The sequence below is a fragment of the Amycolatopsis sp. A1MSW2902 genome (assembly GCF_017312175.1).
GTDB lineage: Bacteria > Actinomycetota > Actinomycetes > Mycobacteriales > Pseudonocardiaceae > Amycolatopsis > Amycolatopsis nivea.
On the sequence record NZ_QJPO01000001.1, the window covers coordinates 7718093 to 7735298 of the forward strand.

Consider the following 17206-nt stretch of genomic DNA (forward strand, 5'->3'; position numbering starts at 1 on the left):
CACCACGCACGAACCGGCCGATACCGCGAGCCGGGTGGCCGTTTCGCCCGATTCGAGTGTCAGGCCTTCACGGACCGCTCGAATCTCCCGTCCATCGGACACCCAACCGAACGACGACGCAGGCGAAACCCGGTGTCACCGGCTGCCGAGATGCTCGACGATCAGCGAGGTCAATGCCTCCGGCGCTTCCTCCGCTACCCAGTGCGACACCTCCTCCAGCATCTCGAACCGGTACGGCCCGGTGCACCAATTCGCTGTGTCGAGCGCGGCAGTGGAACCGAAGGCGACGTCCTCTGTGGACCACACGTACATCGCCGGCACCGAGACCTTGCCGATCTTCCCGCCTGGACGGCCCGCTCGATACCAGTTCAGCGCCGCGGTGAGCGCGCCTGGCTCGGACAGCCGCTGCACGTACTCGTCGATCTTGCTCGGCGGGATGCGCCGGTCGAAGATGTCGCGCAGCGCCTTGGCGTTGTCGGCCAGCATGCGGCGCTCGGTCGCGGGCGTCTGGCGCCATTCCGTCATGTAGGCCGACCGCAGGTGCTGATCCTCGTCCGTCCGCATCGCCTCGGCGAGCGCGCCTGGGTGCGGAGTGGACACCACGGTGACGCTGCGCAGGCGCTCTGGGTGCTCGTCGGCCGTCCACCAAGCGACCGCGCCGCCCCAGTCGTGGCCGACCAGGTCGAACTTGCTCCAGCCGAGCGTGTCGGCCATGGCGACGACATCGGACACCAGCGTCGTGATGCCGTATTCCTCCGGGCGCTCGGGCCGCACGTCCGGCGAATACCCGCGCTGATCCGGCGCGATCGCGCGGTAGCCGAGCACGCCGAGTGTCGCCACCTGGTGCTCCCACTCCACGGCGGCCTGGGGAAAGCCGTGCAGCAGCAGTACGGGGCGGCCGTCTTCAGGGCCGGCGGCGATGGCGTCGAAGGATCCCGCGTCGGTCGGGATGGTCAGCTGGTCGATCACGAGACGCACTCTACGGACCGGCACCGACAGTTTTGGCCGGTCTCGCGACAGCTCTGTGATGTGATCTACACGGGAACAAATAAGTTGAGTCGCACGTTGGCAACTTTGCAAGGCTTGGTCAGCGCCCCAGCAGCTGGCCGCAGTTGTCCGAAAGGGGATTCGACAATGCTGATCCGCACCGACCCGTTCGCCCAGTTCGACCGTCTGACCCAGCAGTTCTTCGGTGGTCAGGGCACCGCGCCGCGCTCCGTTCCGATGGACGCCTACCGCGCCGGCGACGAGTACGTCATCCAGTTCGACCTCCCGGGGATCGCCCGCGATTCCATCGACGTGAGCGTCGAGCGCAACGTGCTCACCGTCCGCGCCGAGCGCACGCCGGTCGCGGTCGAGGACGCACAGGTCCAGGTGTCCGAGCGGCCGCGCGGCAAGTTCTCGCGCCAGCTGTTCCTCGGCGACACGCTCGACACCACGCGGATCGCCGCGGACTACGTCGATGGCGTGCTGACGCTGCGCATTCCGGTCGCCGAGAAGGCTCAGCCGCGCAAGATCACTGTCGGCGGTGCGCCGCAGGAGATCGACGCCTGAGTCGGCTGTACCCAAGTTGTCCCCAGGTTGTCCACAGTGGGTTGTGGATAACCTGGGGACAGTTGCTATCTGCGCAGGTCAGCTGTGAGTTTTCGACTCAGCTGGCTGCCGTTTGCGTGCACGAAATACTCCGCGCCGAGCGCGCACACCCGTGATCGAGCTCCAAGCGCTCGTCGGGTAGATGTCGATGAAGCTCGGCGTCGCCCTGGCCCGGCCGTGATCAGCCGCCGGAGTGCATGTCTTCGGCCTCGGGGACGCAATCGTCGTCCGGGTCGTCGAGCCAGCCGTGCGGGAGCGTCACCTTGCCCGGCGAGCCCTGCCGCCCGCGCGGTCCGGTCGCGGCGCTCGGGAACGGGGCGTCGTGGTCCAGCTGCGCGATCAGGTCGTCGAGCTGGTTCAGGCTCGTCACCATCGCGAAGCCGCGGCGGAGTTCGGAGCCGACCGGGAAGCCCATGAGGTACCAGGCCATGTGCTTGCGGATGTCGCGCATGGCCTTGTCCGGGCCGTCGTGCTCGATCAGCAGCTCCGTGTGCCGCCGCAGGACGCGCGCGACTTCGCCGAGGTTCGGCCCCTCCGGAATCTCCCGACCTTGGAAGGCGGCTTCCAGCTCGCCGAACAGCCACGGCCGGCCGAGGCAGCCGCGCCCGACGACCACCCCGTCGCAGCCGGTCTCGGCGACCATGCGGAGTGCGTCGTCCGCGCTGAAGATGTCGCCGTTGCCCAGCACCGGGATGCTGGTGACCGCCTCTTTCAGCGCCGCGATCTTCGACCAGTCGGCCTGACCGGAGTAGCGCTGCGCGGCCGTGCGCGCGTGCAAGCTGACGGCAGCCGCACCCTCGGCTTCGGCGATGCGCCCGGCGTCGAGGAAGGTCTGGTGGTCATCGTCGATGCCGACGCGGAACTTCACGGTGAACGGAACGCCGCCCTCAGCCGCCGCCTTCGCCGACTCGCGCACGATGTCCGCGAACAGCCGCCGCTTGAACGGCAACGCCGCGCCGCCGCCCTTCCTCGTCACCTTCGCGACCGGACAGCCGAAGTTCGAATCCACGTGGTCCGCGAGCCCCTCGCCGACGATGATCCGGACCGCCTCGGCCATCGTCTTCGGGTCGACCCCGTACAGCTGCATGGACCTCGGCTTTTCGTTCTCGCCGAAGGTCATCATGTGCATCGTGCCGGGGTGCCGCTCGACGACCGCGCGGGCGGTGATCATCTCGCACACGTAGATGCCAGCGCCGTACTCCTGGCAGAGCTGCCGGAACGCCACGTTGGTGATCCCCGCCATCGGAGCGAGCACGACGGGAGGATCGACCTGGTAGGGGCCGATCTTCAACGTGGGCGCGCTCAACGTGGCAGTCACTCTTCCATTGTCGCCCGTGACGTACGGCACACGCATCCGGGCAGGTCGGTGGCCGCGAGACCATCTCGTGTCCAGCCTTTGAGTAGTGCTACGGATCCGATCATCGTGCCGTTTCGCCCAGGCTGTCCGGTATGACCACGGAAGCTGCAACGCTCCACCGCCTGGCCGGCGAACTGGACGACCTCGGCCGCCGCCTGACCCACGTAGGCGCGGAACTCCGCGCGGTGCGCCCCCAGCCCGAGCCGGCCACCGACCAGCCCGACGAGGCGCCCGCTCTGGACGCGCCCTCGGACTCCCAGCCGACGCCGGGCCAACCGGGCGGCCACGCCGAGCCGACAGCGCGGACTGCGGAGGCGTCACCGGCGGACTACCCGCCTGGCGACACTCAGCCCGTCAGCTCCGACTCTCCGGCCATGCCAGCCATCGGCTCCTACCAGGCGGCCGCGCCGGGCCATGTCGACAAGGCAGTCTCTCCCGCCGCACCGGACCAGGCCGCCACTGCGCCGGATCAGGCAGCCGCCGGGCCGGGCCAAACCGCTACTGCGCCGGATCAGGCTGCCGCCGCGCCGGACCAGACCGCCGCGCCGGGCGAGCCGTCCGCGTCAGGTCGCCATGCCGAGCCGAGCCCGTTTGCCGTACCTGGCGATGCTGCCGTGTCGGGACACCCCGCCGGACCGGGCCAACCTCCTGCGCCTGGCCACAGCTATCCGGCTGCTCCTGGCCACTCGCCCGCCCCGGGCTACCAAGCTGCGCAGGGCCCGTACGCGTACCCGGCCTACTCGGCCGCGCACGGGGTGCCGTACTACCCGCGCCCGGGCTACTATCCGTACAACCCTTACGCAGCCCCGTATTCCGCCCAGCCGATGTCCGGCGCGACCCACCCGTCGACGCCGCACCCCGGGACCGGGCAACCCGCCGCTGGCGATGCCGGAGCCGAACAGTTCGCCGCCCACCCGGGCCACGGACAGCCCGCCGCCGACCAGTCCGCCCAAGGACACCCGCAGGCAACCGCCCAACAGCCGCCGTATGGCCAGCTGCCATACGGACAGCCGCCCTACATCCCGCCTCCGACGCTTCGTGAGCGACTCGGCCGCGAAGGCGCGGGTTCGCGCCTTCTGGCGTGGGTCGGCGGTGCCGTGACGTTGCTCGGGGTCGTTCTGCTGCTGATCTTGGCCATCCAGCGCGGCTGGCTCGCTCCGCTGCCGCGGGTGGCGGTCGGCGCTGCGTTCGGTGGGATCCTGGTCGGCGCGGGTGCTTGGCTGCACCGCAAGCCGGCGGCGCGCACGGGAGCATTCGCCCTTGTCGCCACTGGGATCGCGACGCTCTACCTCGACACTGTCGCTGCCACCTCCTTGTACGATTTCCTGCCGGTTCCCGCCGGACTCGCGGTCGGCTTGGCGATCGCGGTGGGCGGACTTGTGCTTGCGGTCAAATGGGATTCCTCTCTCTTGGCGATTGCCGTGGTGGGAGGATGCGGAGTGTGTGCGCCCCTGATCACCCGGGGCTTCACCGATGAACTCGTGACGTTCCTTCTCATGATCCAGATCGCGACCGTCCCTGTCCAGCTTCGACGGTCATGGTGGCCCCTTTCGTTTACTGCGGCCATTCCTCCCTTGACAACGGCGTTGATCGGTACCGGACTGCGCACGTTGCCGGTGTGGGCAGTTATCGCCGCTGGCGTGGTCAGCGCGGCGGCAGGGCTGGTCTCGTTGCGGCGCAACGACAATGAGCCTTACTCGCTGTCCGTCCTGGCTGTTTCCCCGCTGCCGATCCTGGTCGCCGCGCTGATGCTGCACCGGCCGGAATCTGTGCTTCTCGCGGGCGGAACGGCGGTCGTGCTCATCGCGACCTGGATCATCGTTCGAGGGAATTCCGGTACTGTCGCAGGGATCGCTGGTCTTGTCGCCGCGATGCAGGCGACCGTCACGCAGTTCGATGGCGGAGCTGTCCTGCTTGGCGAGGCAGTTGTGCTCGCGTTCGCGGCGAAGTTCACTCGAAACCGTTTCGCGCTAGGCGGTTCTCTCGTCTTCGCGGTGATCGGCGGGCTGTTCGCGCTCGGGTCGGACGTGACACCGGCGCTGCTGATCCTCCCGAATTGGCATCCGCGAGATCTTCTCCTGACCGCGCTGGTCTCGGCTGTCCTTCTGCTCGCTGCCTCGATTGCGTTGCCGTGGGCGGCAATTCAGCTCAACGTGGTGAAGTCGGCCAGTCTTGCGCCTTGGCTGCCTGCCGGATTGTGCGCGCTCTACGGCGCTGCTGGGCTGGTGCTCACCGCGTCCATGCTCGTAGCCCCTGGTCGTGGCGGATTCCTGGTCGGCCACACGCTCGTCACGGTTTCCTGGACGGTGGTGGCGTTCGTCCTTCTCCTGCGCGGGATCAAGGTGGTCGCGTTGCGGATCACCGGACTGGTGCTGGTGGCCGCTGCCGTCGCGAAGCTCGTGTTGTTCGACCTTGCCACTCTGGACGGGTTGGCTCGCGTGGGCGCGTTCCTCGGTGCCGGTGTGATCCTGCTTGTGGCGGGTGCCCGGTACGCGCGGGTTGTCGCGTCGCGCTGAACTTGCGAGAAGTCCCCCGATCCGGGGAAACGAGATTGACCTCGGATCGGGGGTTTTCCTTGTGCGGCAACAAACTGAGCCGTGTCGGGAAGCGGCTTGAGACGGCTCGCGAAGGCCGGCGGGGCAGAACTGTCGGTGGCTCGTGGTTACCTGGGAAACCTACCGAGGAGGTATCCGACCATGACCTACACCCACGACCCGAAACTCATTGAACGCGCAGGCGAATCCGTCGCCTGGCTCACCACGGTGACTCCCAGCGGACGCCCCGCGCCGCGGCCGGTCTGGTTCGTGCTCGACGGCGAGGACATCGTGGTCTTCAGTCGGCCCGGCACGGCCAAACTCCGGCATCTCGCCGCCAATCCGGAGGTGAGTTTCCACCTGAACAGCGACGAACACGGCGGGAGCATCATCGTCGTCAACGGACGTGCGGAGGTCGACGAGGCCAAAGCCTCCGAAGCACCTGGCTACCTGGCGAAGTACCAGCGGCATTACGCCGGCATCGGATTCGCCGATCCAGCTGCCTTCGACGCCGACTACTCCGTGCGGATCCGGATCGTTCCGGAGAAGTCCTGGGGGTTCTGAGAGCAGCTCCTGTTTCAGAAGCCGACGTCCAGGCAGGCCAGCCGTCCACCCGCGGTGCCGGCGTGCCCGGGGTTGGTGTGGGTGTGGGTTTCGTGGATCACCACGGACTTCGCCCGTCGTCCGTCGAATGTCCAGTCGACAACGGAGGTTGCATGACCGACGCCTGAGCGGTTGGTGGTGAAGTCGAGCCAGATCTCGTTGCGCGGGTTGGCGTAGGCCGGATCCACCGAAGGCTTCACCGGGTCCGGCACGTGCTGGAAGTGCCCGCCCGCGGCGTCACCGGTGGCGCCGCAGGAGTTGACGTGCGCGTGTGCACCGTATTCGTGCTGCGGCAGGAGGCCGCTGATCACCAGCACGGTGGTGGTGCCGACGCGATCGGCGGACAGGGCGGAGACGTGCGCCTTGGCACCGACGGGCACGAGCTCCGGACGGTAGGTGACGGCATGGCTGCCCGGTACGTACGCCGCGAATGTGCCGTGGGCAGCAGTGAAGTGCAGAGGAGAGTCCGTAGCTGGAGTGGCTGCGGCGGAGGTGGCCGAGAGGCTCGTGACGGAGAGACCGGCGGCGAGGGCCGCAGAAAGGAATTTAGGGAGGAAACGCATGAAACTTCTCTAACCAGTCGGCGTGTGCCGTGCCATGTTCTCCACTCGAACGTGTGGAGGTCGCCCGGATCTCGGGACGGCTTTCTGCGGGCGTGAGGTGCGTGGGGTTGCCGGGTGGGACAGCGTCGGGATCAGCCGGATTCGTACACTGTCCGGACCAGACGAGGTGCAGGTCAGGCCGGGTGCGGAGTGCTGTCTGGATGCACCACGGTGAGGTCAATCCTGGTGCTGATGCTCGTCGCGGTGAGGCTCTGAAGCGCGCTGGGGCGGTTCGAGGCTCGCTCCGTGTACGAGAGCGGCTAGCGAGCCGGTGGAGTTGGGAGGTCGTTGCGGTGGACGTGAAGGTCGCCCGGCTGGCGTGGTGAGTTTTCGGGCATTGACGCGGTGGGTACTTGGCACCGTGGCAGCGTCGGACTTGCCCGGCGGTGCTTTGGCGAGCACCGGTGGAGCCTGACATGCCTGACGACCCGAACAGCGCCATGGGGTTTGACGGCCGTCGTGCGGACGATCACGAGTCGGCGGGTGCCAGCGGACCGGCCGAGACCAGTGGGGCGTCGGAGAGCGGTCGACCGGCGGACGCCAACGGGCAGGCTGGCAGCGGCGGGTCAACCGCCGCCGGATCAGGCGACGGTGGACTGGCTGGCAGTGGACCGACCGGCGGAGGGCTGGCGGGCAGCGGCGGACCGGTGCAATCGAGCGGGCGAGCTCGGGCTGGTGAATCGGCGCAGGTCGCCGGATCGGCGAAGCCCAGCGAGTCGGCGCAACCCGGCCGACTGGCGAAGGCGACTGGTCCGGTGCAGGCCACCAGGCCAGCGGATGTCGAGGGATCGGCGGACGTCAGTGACGACGTCGAGCACACCGGCGAGACGCGGAACCAGATGTTGCAGCGGAACGTCGGCGAGCTGCTGCAGGAGCTGCGGGTCGCGCAGGCGGGCGTGCAGATCCTGTTCGGGTTCCTGCTGTCGGTGGTCTTCACGGGCCGGTTTCACGACGCCAGCGGGTTCGAGAAGACCCTGCATCTGCTCGCGGTGCTGCTCACCGTCGCAGCGACGGCGTTGCTGATCGCGCCTGCGGCGTGGCACCGGATGCTGTTCCGGACTGGGCGGCGGGAGCAGATCCTGCGGGTCGGCAACCGGGTCGTGCTTGTTGGGTTCGGGTGTCTTGCTGCGGCGATCACGGTGACTGTCGCGCTGATCGCGAAGGTCTCTTTCGGACCGGTTGCGATGGGGCTCGTCGGCGGGATGGCGATCTTGCTGTTCGGGCTGCTCTGGTTTGCGGTGCCGGGCATGCTGGTCGGCGACCAAAGGCGACGCGACGGTCACTGAGCGGCGTCAGCGCAGACTGCCGTTTGTCCTGCGTAGGACAGAAATGCCGGGGAGGCGAAGCTGTTCATCGAGCCGTCGGCAATTGTTGCCGTAGCGGTCGGGACCGGCCCGTAGCTTCCTGCTCGTGACTGACTCTTCACGGCGGAACTTCCTGCGCGGTGCCGGAATCCTCGGCGCTGGTGCGGCGGTGTCCGCGCTTCCTGGCCTGAACGGGATCGCCGCGGCTGATCCCGGTGTCGCTCGGCGGCCGGACGGTGACAGCCCGCGGTTCACGATCGCGGTCATGCCGGACACCCAGTACTTGTTCGACGAGGACCGGGGCGACTCGACGCCGGTGGACGCCTCGTTGTCGTACCTGCTGCGTCACGGGCACGACGACAACGTTGTCTTCCTCGCGCACCTCGGCGACCTGACGCAGAACGGGCAGGCCCAGGAGTTCGCTGGCATCAGCCGGTCGTTCCAGGTGCTCGACCGGTTCCGGTTCCCGTACAGCACGCTCGCGGGCAACCACGACATCGACGGTTCCACCGACGACCAGCGCGGCCGGACGCCGTACCTCGACGCGTTCGGGCCGCAGCGGCAGCGGAATTCGCCGACGTTCCGCGGTTCCTCGAAGGACGGCTACAACACCTACCACGTGTTCCGGGCCGCCGGCCGGGAATGGCTGGTGCTCGCGATGGACTGGCGTCCGTCTGCGGGCGGGTTCGCGTGGGCTAAGCAGGTTCTCGCGCAGCATCCGAAGATGCCCGCGATCCTGACGATCCACGAACTCGTCAACTCCGACGAGCAGGGCAAGGCGTTCCTGTCGGACTTCGGCAAGCAGGTCTGGGACGAGTTCGTCAACGAAAGCGACCAGATCTTCCTGACCCTCAACGGTCACTACTGGCCGCCGAGCCGGCTGGTGAAACGCAACGCCGCCGGCCACGACGTGCACCTGCACCTCACGAACTACCAGGACCGCTACTACGGCGGCAGCGGCATGATCCGGCTGTACCAGTTCGACGTCGCCCGCGGTGTGATCGACGTCCGCACCTTCTCGCCGTGGCTCGACGGCCGGCGCGACCTCACCGAACTCGAGCGCATCGAGGCCGAACGCAGCACCGACGTCGACTACTTCAGCATCGACATCGATTTCGACAAGCGGTTCGCCGGTTTCGCGCCCGTTCCAGTGCCGCCGGCCCGTCCGGTGAAACCGCAGCTCGTGCCGGGGACCGTCGCGTACTGGCGGTTCGAGGGCGGCCGCGCGGGGGCTCCGGTTCCGGACAACGCGCTGATCAAGGACCTCACCGGCCGCGGCAACGATCTGCGCAGGGCGACCGTGCCGGGCAGCGGGCCTGACGCGTTGACTTACTCGGCGGATTTCTCGCCCCGCCAGCCGTCGCGGGCGAGCCTTCGCTTCGACGGCGCGCGCAACCCTGGCCGCGGTGCGTACCTCCAGACCGTCGACAGCGCGCCTATGAACAACCTGACCTTCCAACGCGGCTACAGCGTCGAAGCGTTCATCCGGCTGCCCGAAGACTTCCGCGACGGCACCCACGGCTGGTGCGGCATCTTCGCGCGCCTCGGCAACGGCGGCGCGGCCGGGAAGTCCGGCGACGACCCCAACGAATCGGCCGCGACGTTCAGCGTCTCGGACGGTGCGGAACTGCAGTGGGCGGTGTTCCCGTTGAACCAGAACGGGATTTCGACCAACTGGGGCCACGAACTGCCGTTGGCGAAGTGGTGGCACGTCGCGGTCGTCAACGACGGACGGCGCAGCACGCTCTACGTCGACGGCTGCCCGCTGCTGCGCAACCCCAAGACTCCGGCGATCGGCCTCGCCAACCCGGGCGGCAGTTGGCTGGTCGGCGCGTCGTCGTACCGGGGCAAGGTGGAGCGCAGCTTCTACGGCGAGATCGGCGAGGCCCGCGTGGTCGACCGGGCGCTGGCGCCGCGGGAATTTCTGCTGGGCTGATAAGCAGTGCCGATTGGCTGCTCGGCAATTGCGGAGGGTGCTGGCCGGGGATTGGATCCGCGACCGGCTTGCTGGCGGTGTGTCGATCGGGAATCTCTGACGCGTTATTTCGATTGCGCTGTGGGCACATTCTGCCGGTGCGGCCGTTCGGGGGTATTGGCGAAACTGACGGCTTCGGCCAGTCGGTCTAATAGGGGAACGGGGTAATAGTCATCTTGAAGTAGTATCGGAACGGTTGGAATTCGTTCAGGGTGGGTGCTGGTTCCGGGAATTTCGCCGAGGGCGGCGGTGTGCCGGTGAGTGGGACGAGGCTTGCCGCGGGCGAGCGTTCCCTTGCCGGGGACTGGGGCAGGGAACGTCGGTGGGCGGGTCAGCGGCAGCGCTGGACCGTTGCCTGGGCTGGGGCTCCTGGACCAGCGGCGGTGCTGGGTCGGAGTTCAGTTGCCTGGTTGGCACGGATGCCGGTGGCTTGTGCCCGTTGGTGGGTTCGGCGTGCTGATCGGTGGTTCGGAACTCGTTGCCAGGTGCTGGTGGCGTGGTTGGAGTTCGTTGCCGGGATCAGCGCGGGTGCTGGAACCGGTGGTCGAGCCGGACTGTTGTCGGGACCGGCTGCGTTGCCGGAACTGGTCAGGCCGCTTCGCCCGTTGGGCAGCGTCGTTGCTGGAACGGGGGAAGCCCGTGCTGGCCAGCGCCGTTGCTGGGCCAGCAGTGGAGCCGTGCCGGACTGGCGTTTCGGCCGTAGCCGGGTGCCAGGGCGGATGGCTCGGGTGGAGCTCGTTGCCGGGGCCTGCGTTCGTGCCGGGATTCCGAAACCGGGGCCAGCGCTGATGCTGGAACCTGGACTCCGGAGCCGGTGCCCAACGCCTGGACGTTCCGCCTTGGTCAGTCTCGGAAGCGGCCAAACGGGGCCGGGACACGGAGAGCGTGCCGCGGAACCGAGGTGGTCCAGTCCAAGGGGCAGCCGGTCCAGTCCAGGGGTCAGCCTGAACCGGTCCGACGGGGCAAAGGCGTGGCTCGAGTACCGGGGCGACCGCGCTGACCCAAGGGCTCCAAGGAGCCCAAGGGCATCGCCCGAGGAACCCGGTCCGGGTACGCCAACCCGCGAGTCAAGGCCAAAAGCCCAGCTCAAGGGCCCAGTCAGGTGCCTAGTCCAGTCGCCGCCGCGCCGGAGGCGTGAGTGGCACCTCAGACCGAGAACCCCACCGAGAACTCAGCCTGAGCACGCCAGCCCATGAACCCAGCCAGCACCCAGCCGCGAAACCCGACCGTGAAACCGGCCGCGGACCCAGCCGGGAAACCCGGCCGCGGACCCAGCTCCGCACTCGACACGAGCTCAGCTGCGAGACCCGACCGCGAAACCCAGCCCCGCACCCGACCGCGAGCCCAGCCGCGAAACCCAGCCCGAAACCCAACCGCGGACCCAGCCCAGCACCGACCGCGAGCCCAGTCGCAACACCCGACCGCAGACCCAGCCGCGAAACCCAGCCCAGCACCCAGCCGCGAAACCGTGGATCAGGCGGTGAGCCGTCCCCACGAATAGTCCTGTTTCGCGAGCTTCAGGTACACGAACAGCTCCGTCGAGACGACGCCCGCGATGGGCCGTACCTCGTCGCCGAGTACGGACAGGAGGTGGTCGTCGTCGCGGCAGAGCAGTTCTGCCAGCAGGTCGAAGCGGCCTGAGCAGAGGGCCACCTGGTGTACGTCGGCGACCTTGGCCAGTTGCTGGGCCACTTCGCGGGCGTCTCCGTCCACCGTGATGCCGACCATCGCCCTTCGGGTCAGGTCGACGTGTTCTGGTGAGGTCACGGCGACTATCTGCACCATTTCCTCTCGCAGCAGCCGTTGTACTCGCTGCCGCACCGCGCCCTCCGAAAGACCCACCGCCTTGGCCAGTGCGGTGAAGGACGCCCTGCCGTCTTCCTGTAACAGCGTGATGAGCGTCCGGTCGGTCCCGTCTAGCGCTCTCGGAGCACGCGGTTCCTCGATTTTCGTACGGTTTTCGTCACCCATGCCGTCCCTCCCTGTGTTTCGGCATGTGATTCGTCAGACGCGCAGCGTATCGGCAGGAGCCGGAGAGCAGGAGACCCTTTCCCGTTTTCTTCTCCAGATGGCGGACATGCGGGCCCCGTTCTGGCTCCGGCAAACAGCGGGTACGGTCGCGAACCGCCGATCTTGAGGAGGAATATTCCAATGACCGAAGCCGTCGCCGCGCCTGTGGTGCCGGCCAAGGGGCTCCGTTCGAACGCGCTGGGCATGGTGTCCTCGACGGTGATCGGGATGTCTTCGACCGCCCCGGCCTACTCGATCGCCGCGACGCTCGGGTTCATCGTGCTCGCCGGAACGGGGTTCAAAGCCGCCGCGTTCGTGCTCCTGTCGTTCGTGCCGGTGCTGTTCGTCGCTTTTGCCTTCCGGGAACTGAATGCGGCCGAACCCGATTGCGGCACCAACTTCACCTGGGCCACCCGCGCGTTCGGCAGTCGCGTCGGCTGGATGACCGGCTGGGTCGTCCTGGTGGAGCAGTTGCTGGTGATGTCCAGCCAATCCGCGCTGACCGGCCGGTACACGCTGCTGCTGTTTGGTCTAGACGACCTCGCGAACAACCGCGCGGCGACGACCGCGATCGGGTGTGCGTGGCTGCTCGCGCTCTGCTGGCTCTGCTACCGCGGCATCGAGGTGTCCGCGCGGGCGCAGTGGATCCTCCTCGGCATCGAACTCGCCGTCCTGGTGATCTTTTCCGTCGTAGCGTTCACGCGCGTCTACAGCGGCACTGCGGGCCCGCAAGCGACCACGCCGCGGTGGGACTGGCTGTGGCCGAGCGGAGTGAGCGTCGGGACGGCGGTGTCGGCGGTGCTGCTCGCGGTCTTCATCTACTGGGGCTGGGAGAGTTCGCTTTCGGTGAACGAGGAATCGGCTGATCCGCGGCACGCGCCGGGCCGGGCGGCGATCCTGTCGACCGTGCTGCTGGTGCTCAACTACCTGCTGGTGACCGTCGCTGCGCTGGCCTTCGCGGGCGTCGGCGAGCACGGGATCGGGCTGGCCAACGAGGCGAACGCCGAGGACGTGCTCGCCGGGCTGGGCGGCGCGGTGTTCGGGACGTCCGGGTTCGGCAAGGTCATGGGGGTGCTGCTGATCGTGTCGGTGCTGACCAGCGGCGCGGCCACGAGCCAGGCGACGATCATGCCCGCCGCGCGCACCACGCTGTCGATGGCCAGCCACGGCGCGCTGCCCAAGGTGTTCGGCCGCGTGCATCCGAAGTACCAGACGCCGTCGGTGACCACCTGGACGTTCGGGCTGGTGTCGCTCGCCTTGTACGTGCTGCTGGCGTTGTGGAGCCGGAACGTCCTCGCGGATTCGGTCGACGCGGTCGGGCTCACGATCGCGATCGAGTTCACGGTGACGGCGCTCGCGTGCGTGTGGGTGTTTCGCCGGACGCTGTGGTCGAGCGTGCGCAATTTCTTGCTTCGCGGCTTACTGCCCTTCGTCGGCGGCGTGTTCTTCCTGGCGGTACTGGTGCTCGCGGCGATCGCGTACGCGAAGCCTGACGCCGGTGAGACCACTGTGTTCGGCATCGGCGGCGTCGCGGTGATCGGTGTCGTGGCGATCCTTGTGGGCTTTCCGTTGATGTTCGCCGTGCAACGCGCCTGCCGTGACTTCTTCGCCGGTCGACGTCTGACGCGCGGCGCCGTTGCCCGCGGCGGTCAGACCATCGAAAGCTAGCAGCGGCGAAGCAGGTCTTCTTCGGTTTCGCGGCGTACGAGGAGCGTCGCGTGCCCGTCGCGGACGCCGACGAGCGGTGGGCGGCCGACGAGGTTGTAGTTCGACGCCAGCGAGTGGTGGTACGCGCCGGTGCACGGCACGGCCAACAGATCGCCGACGTGGATGTCGTCGGGCAGACAGATGTCCGCCAGTACGTCGCCGGACTCGCAGTGTCGTCCGACCACCGTCATCGGCGTACGCGCGGCCTTCGTGCGACGGCCGACGAGACGTGCGGTGTAGCGCGCGCCGTAAAGCGCGGGGCGCGGGTTGTCGCTCATGCCGCCGTCGACAGCGACGAAGGTGCGCGCGCCGCGCTTCACGGCGCACACGCGGTAGACGGTGATTCCGGCCGGTCCGACGATCGCGCGGCCGGGCTCGATTGTCAGGCGTGGCAAGGGAAAGTCGTGTGACGAGCATTCGTAGCTCAGCGCGACGCGGAGGCGGCGTGCGTACCCGTCGAGGTCGAAGGACGCTTCGCGGTCGGCGTACGGCACGGCGTGGCCGCCGCCGAGATCCAAGTCGCGCAACGTGATTCCGTACACGTCGCGGATGCGGGCGAGCACTTCGACCATCCGCCGCGCGGCTTCCTCGTAACGGTCCACACGGGACACTTGCGAGCCGATGTGGCAGTGCAGTCCGGTTAGTTGCAGGCTTGGCTGTGAAAGCACTGCTGCGACAGCGCGGTCGACGTTGTCGCGTACGTCGGGGCGTAGCGAGAAGCCGAACTTCTGTCCTTCGGTGCCGGTCGTGATCGCGGCGTGCGTGTCGCCGCTGACGCCGGGCGTGACGCGGATAAGGACGCGTTGTGCGCCATGCGCGAGCGTGCCGAGCTGTTCGACTTCGTCGAGAGAGTCGAGGACGATGCGACCGACGCCGTACTGCAGCGCGGCTTTCAGGTCCTCCGGTGTCTTCGCGTTGCCGTGCAACAGAATGCGCTCCGCGGGAAAACCGACAGCCCGTGCGACGGCGATCTCTCCAGCGGAGCACGTGTCGAGCGACAGTCCTTCTTCAGCGACCCAACGCAACACTGCTCGCGTACAGAGCGCCTTGCTCGCGAAGGCGACGTCGGCCTCCGGCAGCGCACGGCGGTATGCGCGGGCTGTTTCGCGCACCTGTTCCTCGTCGAGGAGGTACGCGGGCGTACCGAAGCGCGCGGCCAGGTGGCTGACCGGCGCGCCGGCGAAGAGCAGTTCACCGCCTTCGCCGAGCTTCGTGCCTTGCGGCCAGAGTCCCGGTTCCAGATGGTCGGCGGCCTCGCAGCCGAGACTCGGGAGCAGCTCGCTGAGCGTCACGGTTACCTCCGGTCGATGTCGATCGCGGCGAACATCGCCAGCACACTGCGCCGACCCCGGACCGGAACGTCCCGGAAACGGGCCCCTGACGGTCCGGGCGGTCGTGCTGACGCGTTCTTAACGCGCGAGTAACTTCCGCCACGCCCCGGTTGAGCTGGGCTTTGCTGAGTTTTCGGGGGATCCGCCGTCTTATCGGACATGGTTGAACAGATGACGGACTTCGCGAGCGAGACCGAGTCGTACCGGCACGAGCTGCGGGTGCACTGCTACCGGATGCTGGGCTCGTTCGACGAGGCGGAAGACCTGGTCCAGGAGACTCTGCTGCGCGCGTGGCGCGGCCGTTCGACGTACGCGGGCCGCGCGAGCCTGCGGGCGTGGCTGTACCGGATCGCGACCAACGCGTGCCTCGATCACCTCGAAGCACACCCGCGCGAGCTGCCGATGCTCGATCTGCCGGTTGCGCACGACTCCGACCTCGCGCCGCGTCCCGACGTCGCGGTTCCCTGGCTGCAGCCTGCGCCCGACAGTGCGCTTCAGCCGGACACTGTCGTCGTCGCGCTTGAGACGGTGGAGTTGGCGTTCCTCGCCGCCATTCAGCATCTTTCGCCGCGACAGCGTGCTGCGTTGGTGCTTCGCGACGTACTCGGCTGGTCCGCGCGTGAGACGGCTTCAGCGCTCGGTACAACGCCTGCGTCGGTGAACAGCAATGTGTTGCGCGCGCGGGCCGAGTTGCAGGAGCACCTGCCTACACGACGTACGGAGTGGGCGTCTGCGTCCGGGAGCGATGAGGAACGCGCTGTTGTCGCGAAGTACGTGAAGGCGCTCGTAGAGCACGACGAAGCGGCCTTCGCTGAACTGCTGCGCGAAGACGTGCGTTGCAGTCACGCTCCCGGCGCTGGCGGGCACATGGGGTCGGAACCGACTTGGTACGCGGGGCGGGACACCGTGCTCGCGGGCTGGGCACCGGCATTGCGTGGTGGCGACGCTGCCGAGTTCCGTGTTGTCGAGACCCGCGCGAACGGTCTGCCCGCGCTCGCCACGTACGCGCGCACAGTCGGCGAGTTCCGGGCCTTCGGCCTGGTGACGCTGCGGCTCGACGGCGGCCGTGTCGCGGAGGTGACCACCTTCGGCTCGGAAGTCTTCCCGGCTTTCGACCTCCCGCCTGCGCTCGCCTGAGACGTTACGAAAGCCCCCACGCGGACAGGATTCCGAACAGCTGGTCCCGTTCGCCCGCGGTCAGCAGCCTGCTCGGCGGCCGTACGTCGGGGCGGCACAGGCTGAGCTGCGAGAGGGCGTCCTTGACCACGCTGACGTTGTTGGCGTTCCCGTGTGCGGCGCGCATCTCCTCGAATGGGCGGATGCGGTCCCAGATTTCCATCGCGCCGTCGAAGTCGTGGTTGCGGAGACGGCGGAACAGGTCGAGCGAGATCTGCGGCGCGACGTTCACCAAGCCGGAGGTGAAGCCGGTCGCGCCGACTGCGAAGTACCCGGGGGCGGACAGTTCGGCGAGACCGGCGATCCACACGAAGCGCTCGTACCCCGCGTCGCGCGCGACAGTGCGGAAGCGCACCGGATCCGGCACCGCGTACTTCACGCCGATTACGTTCGGCGCGACGTCGGCGAGCTGTGCCAGGTCCGCACCCTCGATGGCGGGGTTGCGCACGTACAGGACAACCCCGAGTTCGGGCACTTCGTTCGCGATAGCGCGGTGGTAGTCGATCCAGCCCGCGCGCGATACGTACGGGTGCACGGGCTGGTGGATCATCACCATGTCCGCTCCGGATGCGCGCGCGTGCTTCGCGGCCTTCACGGCTGTACGCACGTCATGGCCGACGCCTGCGAGGACGCTCGCCTCGCGCGCGGCCTTCGTGGTGACTTCGAGACACTGTCGCGTTTCTTGCTCTTCGAGCGCGTAGAACTCGCCGGTGTTGCCGTTCGGCGTGACGACCTCGATGCCGCTCAGCACGAGCCGTTCGACTAGCCGCTCGTACGTCTCGGCGTCCACGTCCCCGGCCGCGGTGAAGGGAGTCACCGGGATCGCCACCACGCCGGCGAGCCGCTGTCGCTGTTTCTCGAACGCCACGAGCAGATCCGATCTGATATATGATGTCTCGACAGTCGGAGGGTAGCACGAGTAGCCAGGACGATCGTCCTGATCTTTGGGATATGCGTCCTAGATCGGCGCTGAAGGGCGGCCTGGCCTGGCAAAGCGAGTCGAGGTCACCGACG

General features: G+C 68.0%; 13 protein-coding genes. 7 read left to right on the plus strand and 6 right to left on the minus strand.

What is annotated here, in order from left to right; translation table 11 throughout:
• Positions 1-135: 135 nt before the first annotated feature.
• A complete protein-coding gene (locus DMP23_RS36035; protein ID WP_134662108.1) occupies positions 136-969 on the minus strand; it encodes an alpha/beta fold hydrolase in 834 nt (277 codons plus the stop codon).
• A 165-nt stretch (positions 970-1134) separates the two neighbouring features.
• On the opposite strand from DMP23_RS36035, the gene DMP23_RS36040 reads away from it, so the two are divergent.
• Entirely contained in the window at positions 1135-1554 is a 420-nt protein-coding gene (locus tag DMP23_RS36040; RefSeq protein ID WP_134727607.1) for an Hsp20/alpha crystallin family protein, read from the plus strand.
• Between the two features lie 220 nt (positions 1555-1774).
• Here DMP23_RS36040 and dusB read toward each other — a convergent pair whose 3' ends face one another.
• A complete protein-coding gene (gene dusB, locus DMP23_RS36045; protein WP_134662107.1) occupies positions 1775-2947 on the minus strand; it encodes a tRNA dihydrouridine synthase DusB in 1173 nt (390 codons plus the stop codon).
• A 95-nt stretch (positions 2948-3042) separates the two neighbouring features.
• On the opposite strand from dusB, the gene DMP23_RS36050 reads away from it, so the two are divergent.
• Both DMP23_RS36050 and DMP23_RS36055 read left to right on the plus strand, forming a co-directional pair.
• The gene (locus DMP23_RS36050) at positions 3043-5466 is read left to right on the plus strand and encodes a DUF2339 domain-containing protein (protein ID WP_337823705.1); all 2424 of its coding nucleotides are present in this window, start codon (positions 3043-3045) and stop codon (positions 5464-5466) included.
• Between the two features lie 180 nt (positions 5467-5646).
• A complete protein-coding gene (locus tag DMP23_RS36055; RefSeq protein ID WP_337823706.1) occupies positions 5647-6048 on the plus strand; it encodes a TIGR03667 family PPOX class F420-dependent oxidoreductase in 402 nt (133 codons plus the stop codon).
• Positions 6049-6062: 14 nt separating this feature from the next.
• Here the strand turns inward: DMP23_RS36055 and DMP23_RS36060 are convergent, their stop codons facing one another.
• Complete coding sequence (locus DMP23_RS36060; protein WP_337823707.1) at positions 6063-6650, minus strand: superoxide dismutase; 588 nt, start codon at positions 6648-6650, stop codon at positions 6063-6065.
• Positions 6651-7444: 794 nt separating this feature from the next.
• Here DMP23_RS36060 and DMP23_RS36065 point away from each other — a divergent pair.
• Positions 7445-7975, plus strand: a complete 531-nt coding sequence (locus tag DMP23_RS36065; protein ID WP_337824478.1) for a DUF6328 family protein — start codon at positions 7445-7447, stop codon at positions 7973-7975.
• 124 nt (positions 7976-8099) lie between these two features.
• The gene (locus tag DMP23_RS36070) at positions 8100-9929 is read left to right on the plus strand and encodes a LamG-like jellyroll fold domain-containing protein (protein ID WP_337823708.1); all 1830 of its coding nucleotides are present in this window, start codon (positions 8100-8102) and stop codon (positions 9927-9929) included.
• A 1512-nt stretch (positions 9930-11441) separates the two neighbouring features.
• On the opposite strand, the gene DMP23_RS36075 is transcribed toward DMP23_RS36070, so the two are convergent.
• Entirely contained in the window at positions 11442-11939 is a 498-nt protein-coding gene (locus DMP23_RS36075) for an Lrp/AsnC family transcriptional regulator (protein ID WP_009084674.1), read from the minus strand.
• 180 nt (positions 11940-12119) lie between these two features.
• Here DMP23_RS36075 and DMP23_RS36080 point away from each other — a divergent pair, with 180 nt between their 5' ends.
• The gene (locus tag DMP23_RS36080) at positions 12120-13646 is read left to right on the plus strand and encodes an APC family permease (protein ID WP_337823709.1); all 1527 of its coding nucleotides are present in this window, start codon (positions 12120-12122) and stop codon (positions 13644-13646) included.
• Here the strand turns inward: DMP23_RS36080 and lysA are convergent.
• Positions 13643-14977, minus strand: a complete 1335-nt coding sequence (gene lysA, locus DMP23_RS36085) for a diaminopimelate decarboxylase (RefSeq protein WP_337823710.1) — start codon at positions 14975-14977, stop codon at positions 13643-13645. The genes DMP23_RS36080 and lysA overlap by 4 nt on opposite strands.
• Positions 14978-15187: 210 nt before the next feature.
• Here lysA and DMP23_RS36090 point away from each other — a divergent pair, with 210 nt between their 5' ends.
• Positions 15188-16153 (plus strand): RNA polymerase subunit sigma-70, encoded by a 966-nt coding sequence (locus DMP23_RS36090; protein WP_337823711.1) that lies wholly within the window; start codon positions 15188-15190, stop codon positions 16151-16153.
• Between the two features lie 4 nt (positions 16154-16157).
• Here the strand turns inward: DMP23_RS36090 and DMP23_RS36095 are convergent, their stop codons facing one another.
• Positions 16158-17060, minus strand: coding sequence for a dihydrodipicolinate synthase family protein (locus DMP23_RS36095; protein WP_037808572.1), 903 nt, complete (start codon positions 17058-17060; stop codon positions 16158-16160).
• Between the last annotated feature and the right edge of the window lie 146 nt (positions 17061-17206).

What these genes read in the sequence shown, in the direction of transcription:
- DMP23_RS36040 (WP_134727607.1), top strand. Translation starts at nt 1,135, where the DNA reads ATGCTGATCCGCACCGACCCGTTCGCCCAGTTCGACCGTCTGACCCAG.
- dusB (WP_134662107.1), bottom strand. Translation starts at nt 2,947, where the DNA reads ATGCGTGTGCCGTACGTCACGGGCGACAATGGAAGAGTGACTGCCACG.
- DMP23_RS36050 (WP_337823705.1), top strand. Translation starts at nt 3,043, where the DNA reads ATGACCACGGAAGCTGCAACGCTCCACCGCCTGGCCGGCGAACTGGAC.
- DMP23_RS36055 (WP_337823706.1), top strand. Translation starts at nt 5,647, where the DNA reads ATGACCTACACCCACGACCCGAAACTCATTGAACGCGCAGGCGAATCC.
- DMP23_RS36060 (WP_337823707.1), bottom strand. Translation starts at nt 6,650, where the DNA reads ATGCGTTTCCTCCCTAAATTCCTTTCTGCGGCCCTCGCCGCCGGTCTC.
- DMP23_RS36075 (WP_009084674.1), bottom strand. Translation starts at nt 11,939, where the DNA reads ATGGGTGACGAAAACCGTACGAAAATCGAGGAACCGCGTGCTCCGAGA.
- DMP23_RS36080 (WP_337823709.1), top strand. Translation starts at nt 12,120, where the DNA reads ATGACCGAAGCCGTCGCCGCGCCTGTGGTGCCGGCCAAGGGGCTCCGT.
- DMP23_RS36090 (WP_337823711.1), top strand. Translation starts at nt 15,188, where the DNA reads ATGACGGACTTCGCGAGCGAGACCGAGTCGTACCGGCACGAGCTGCGG.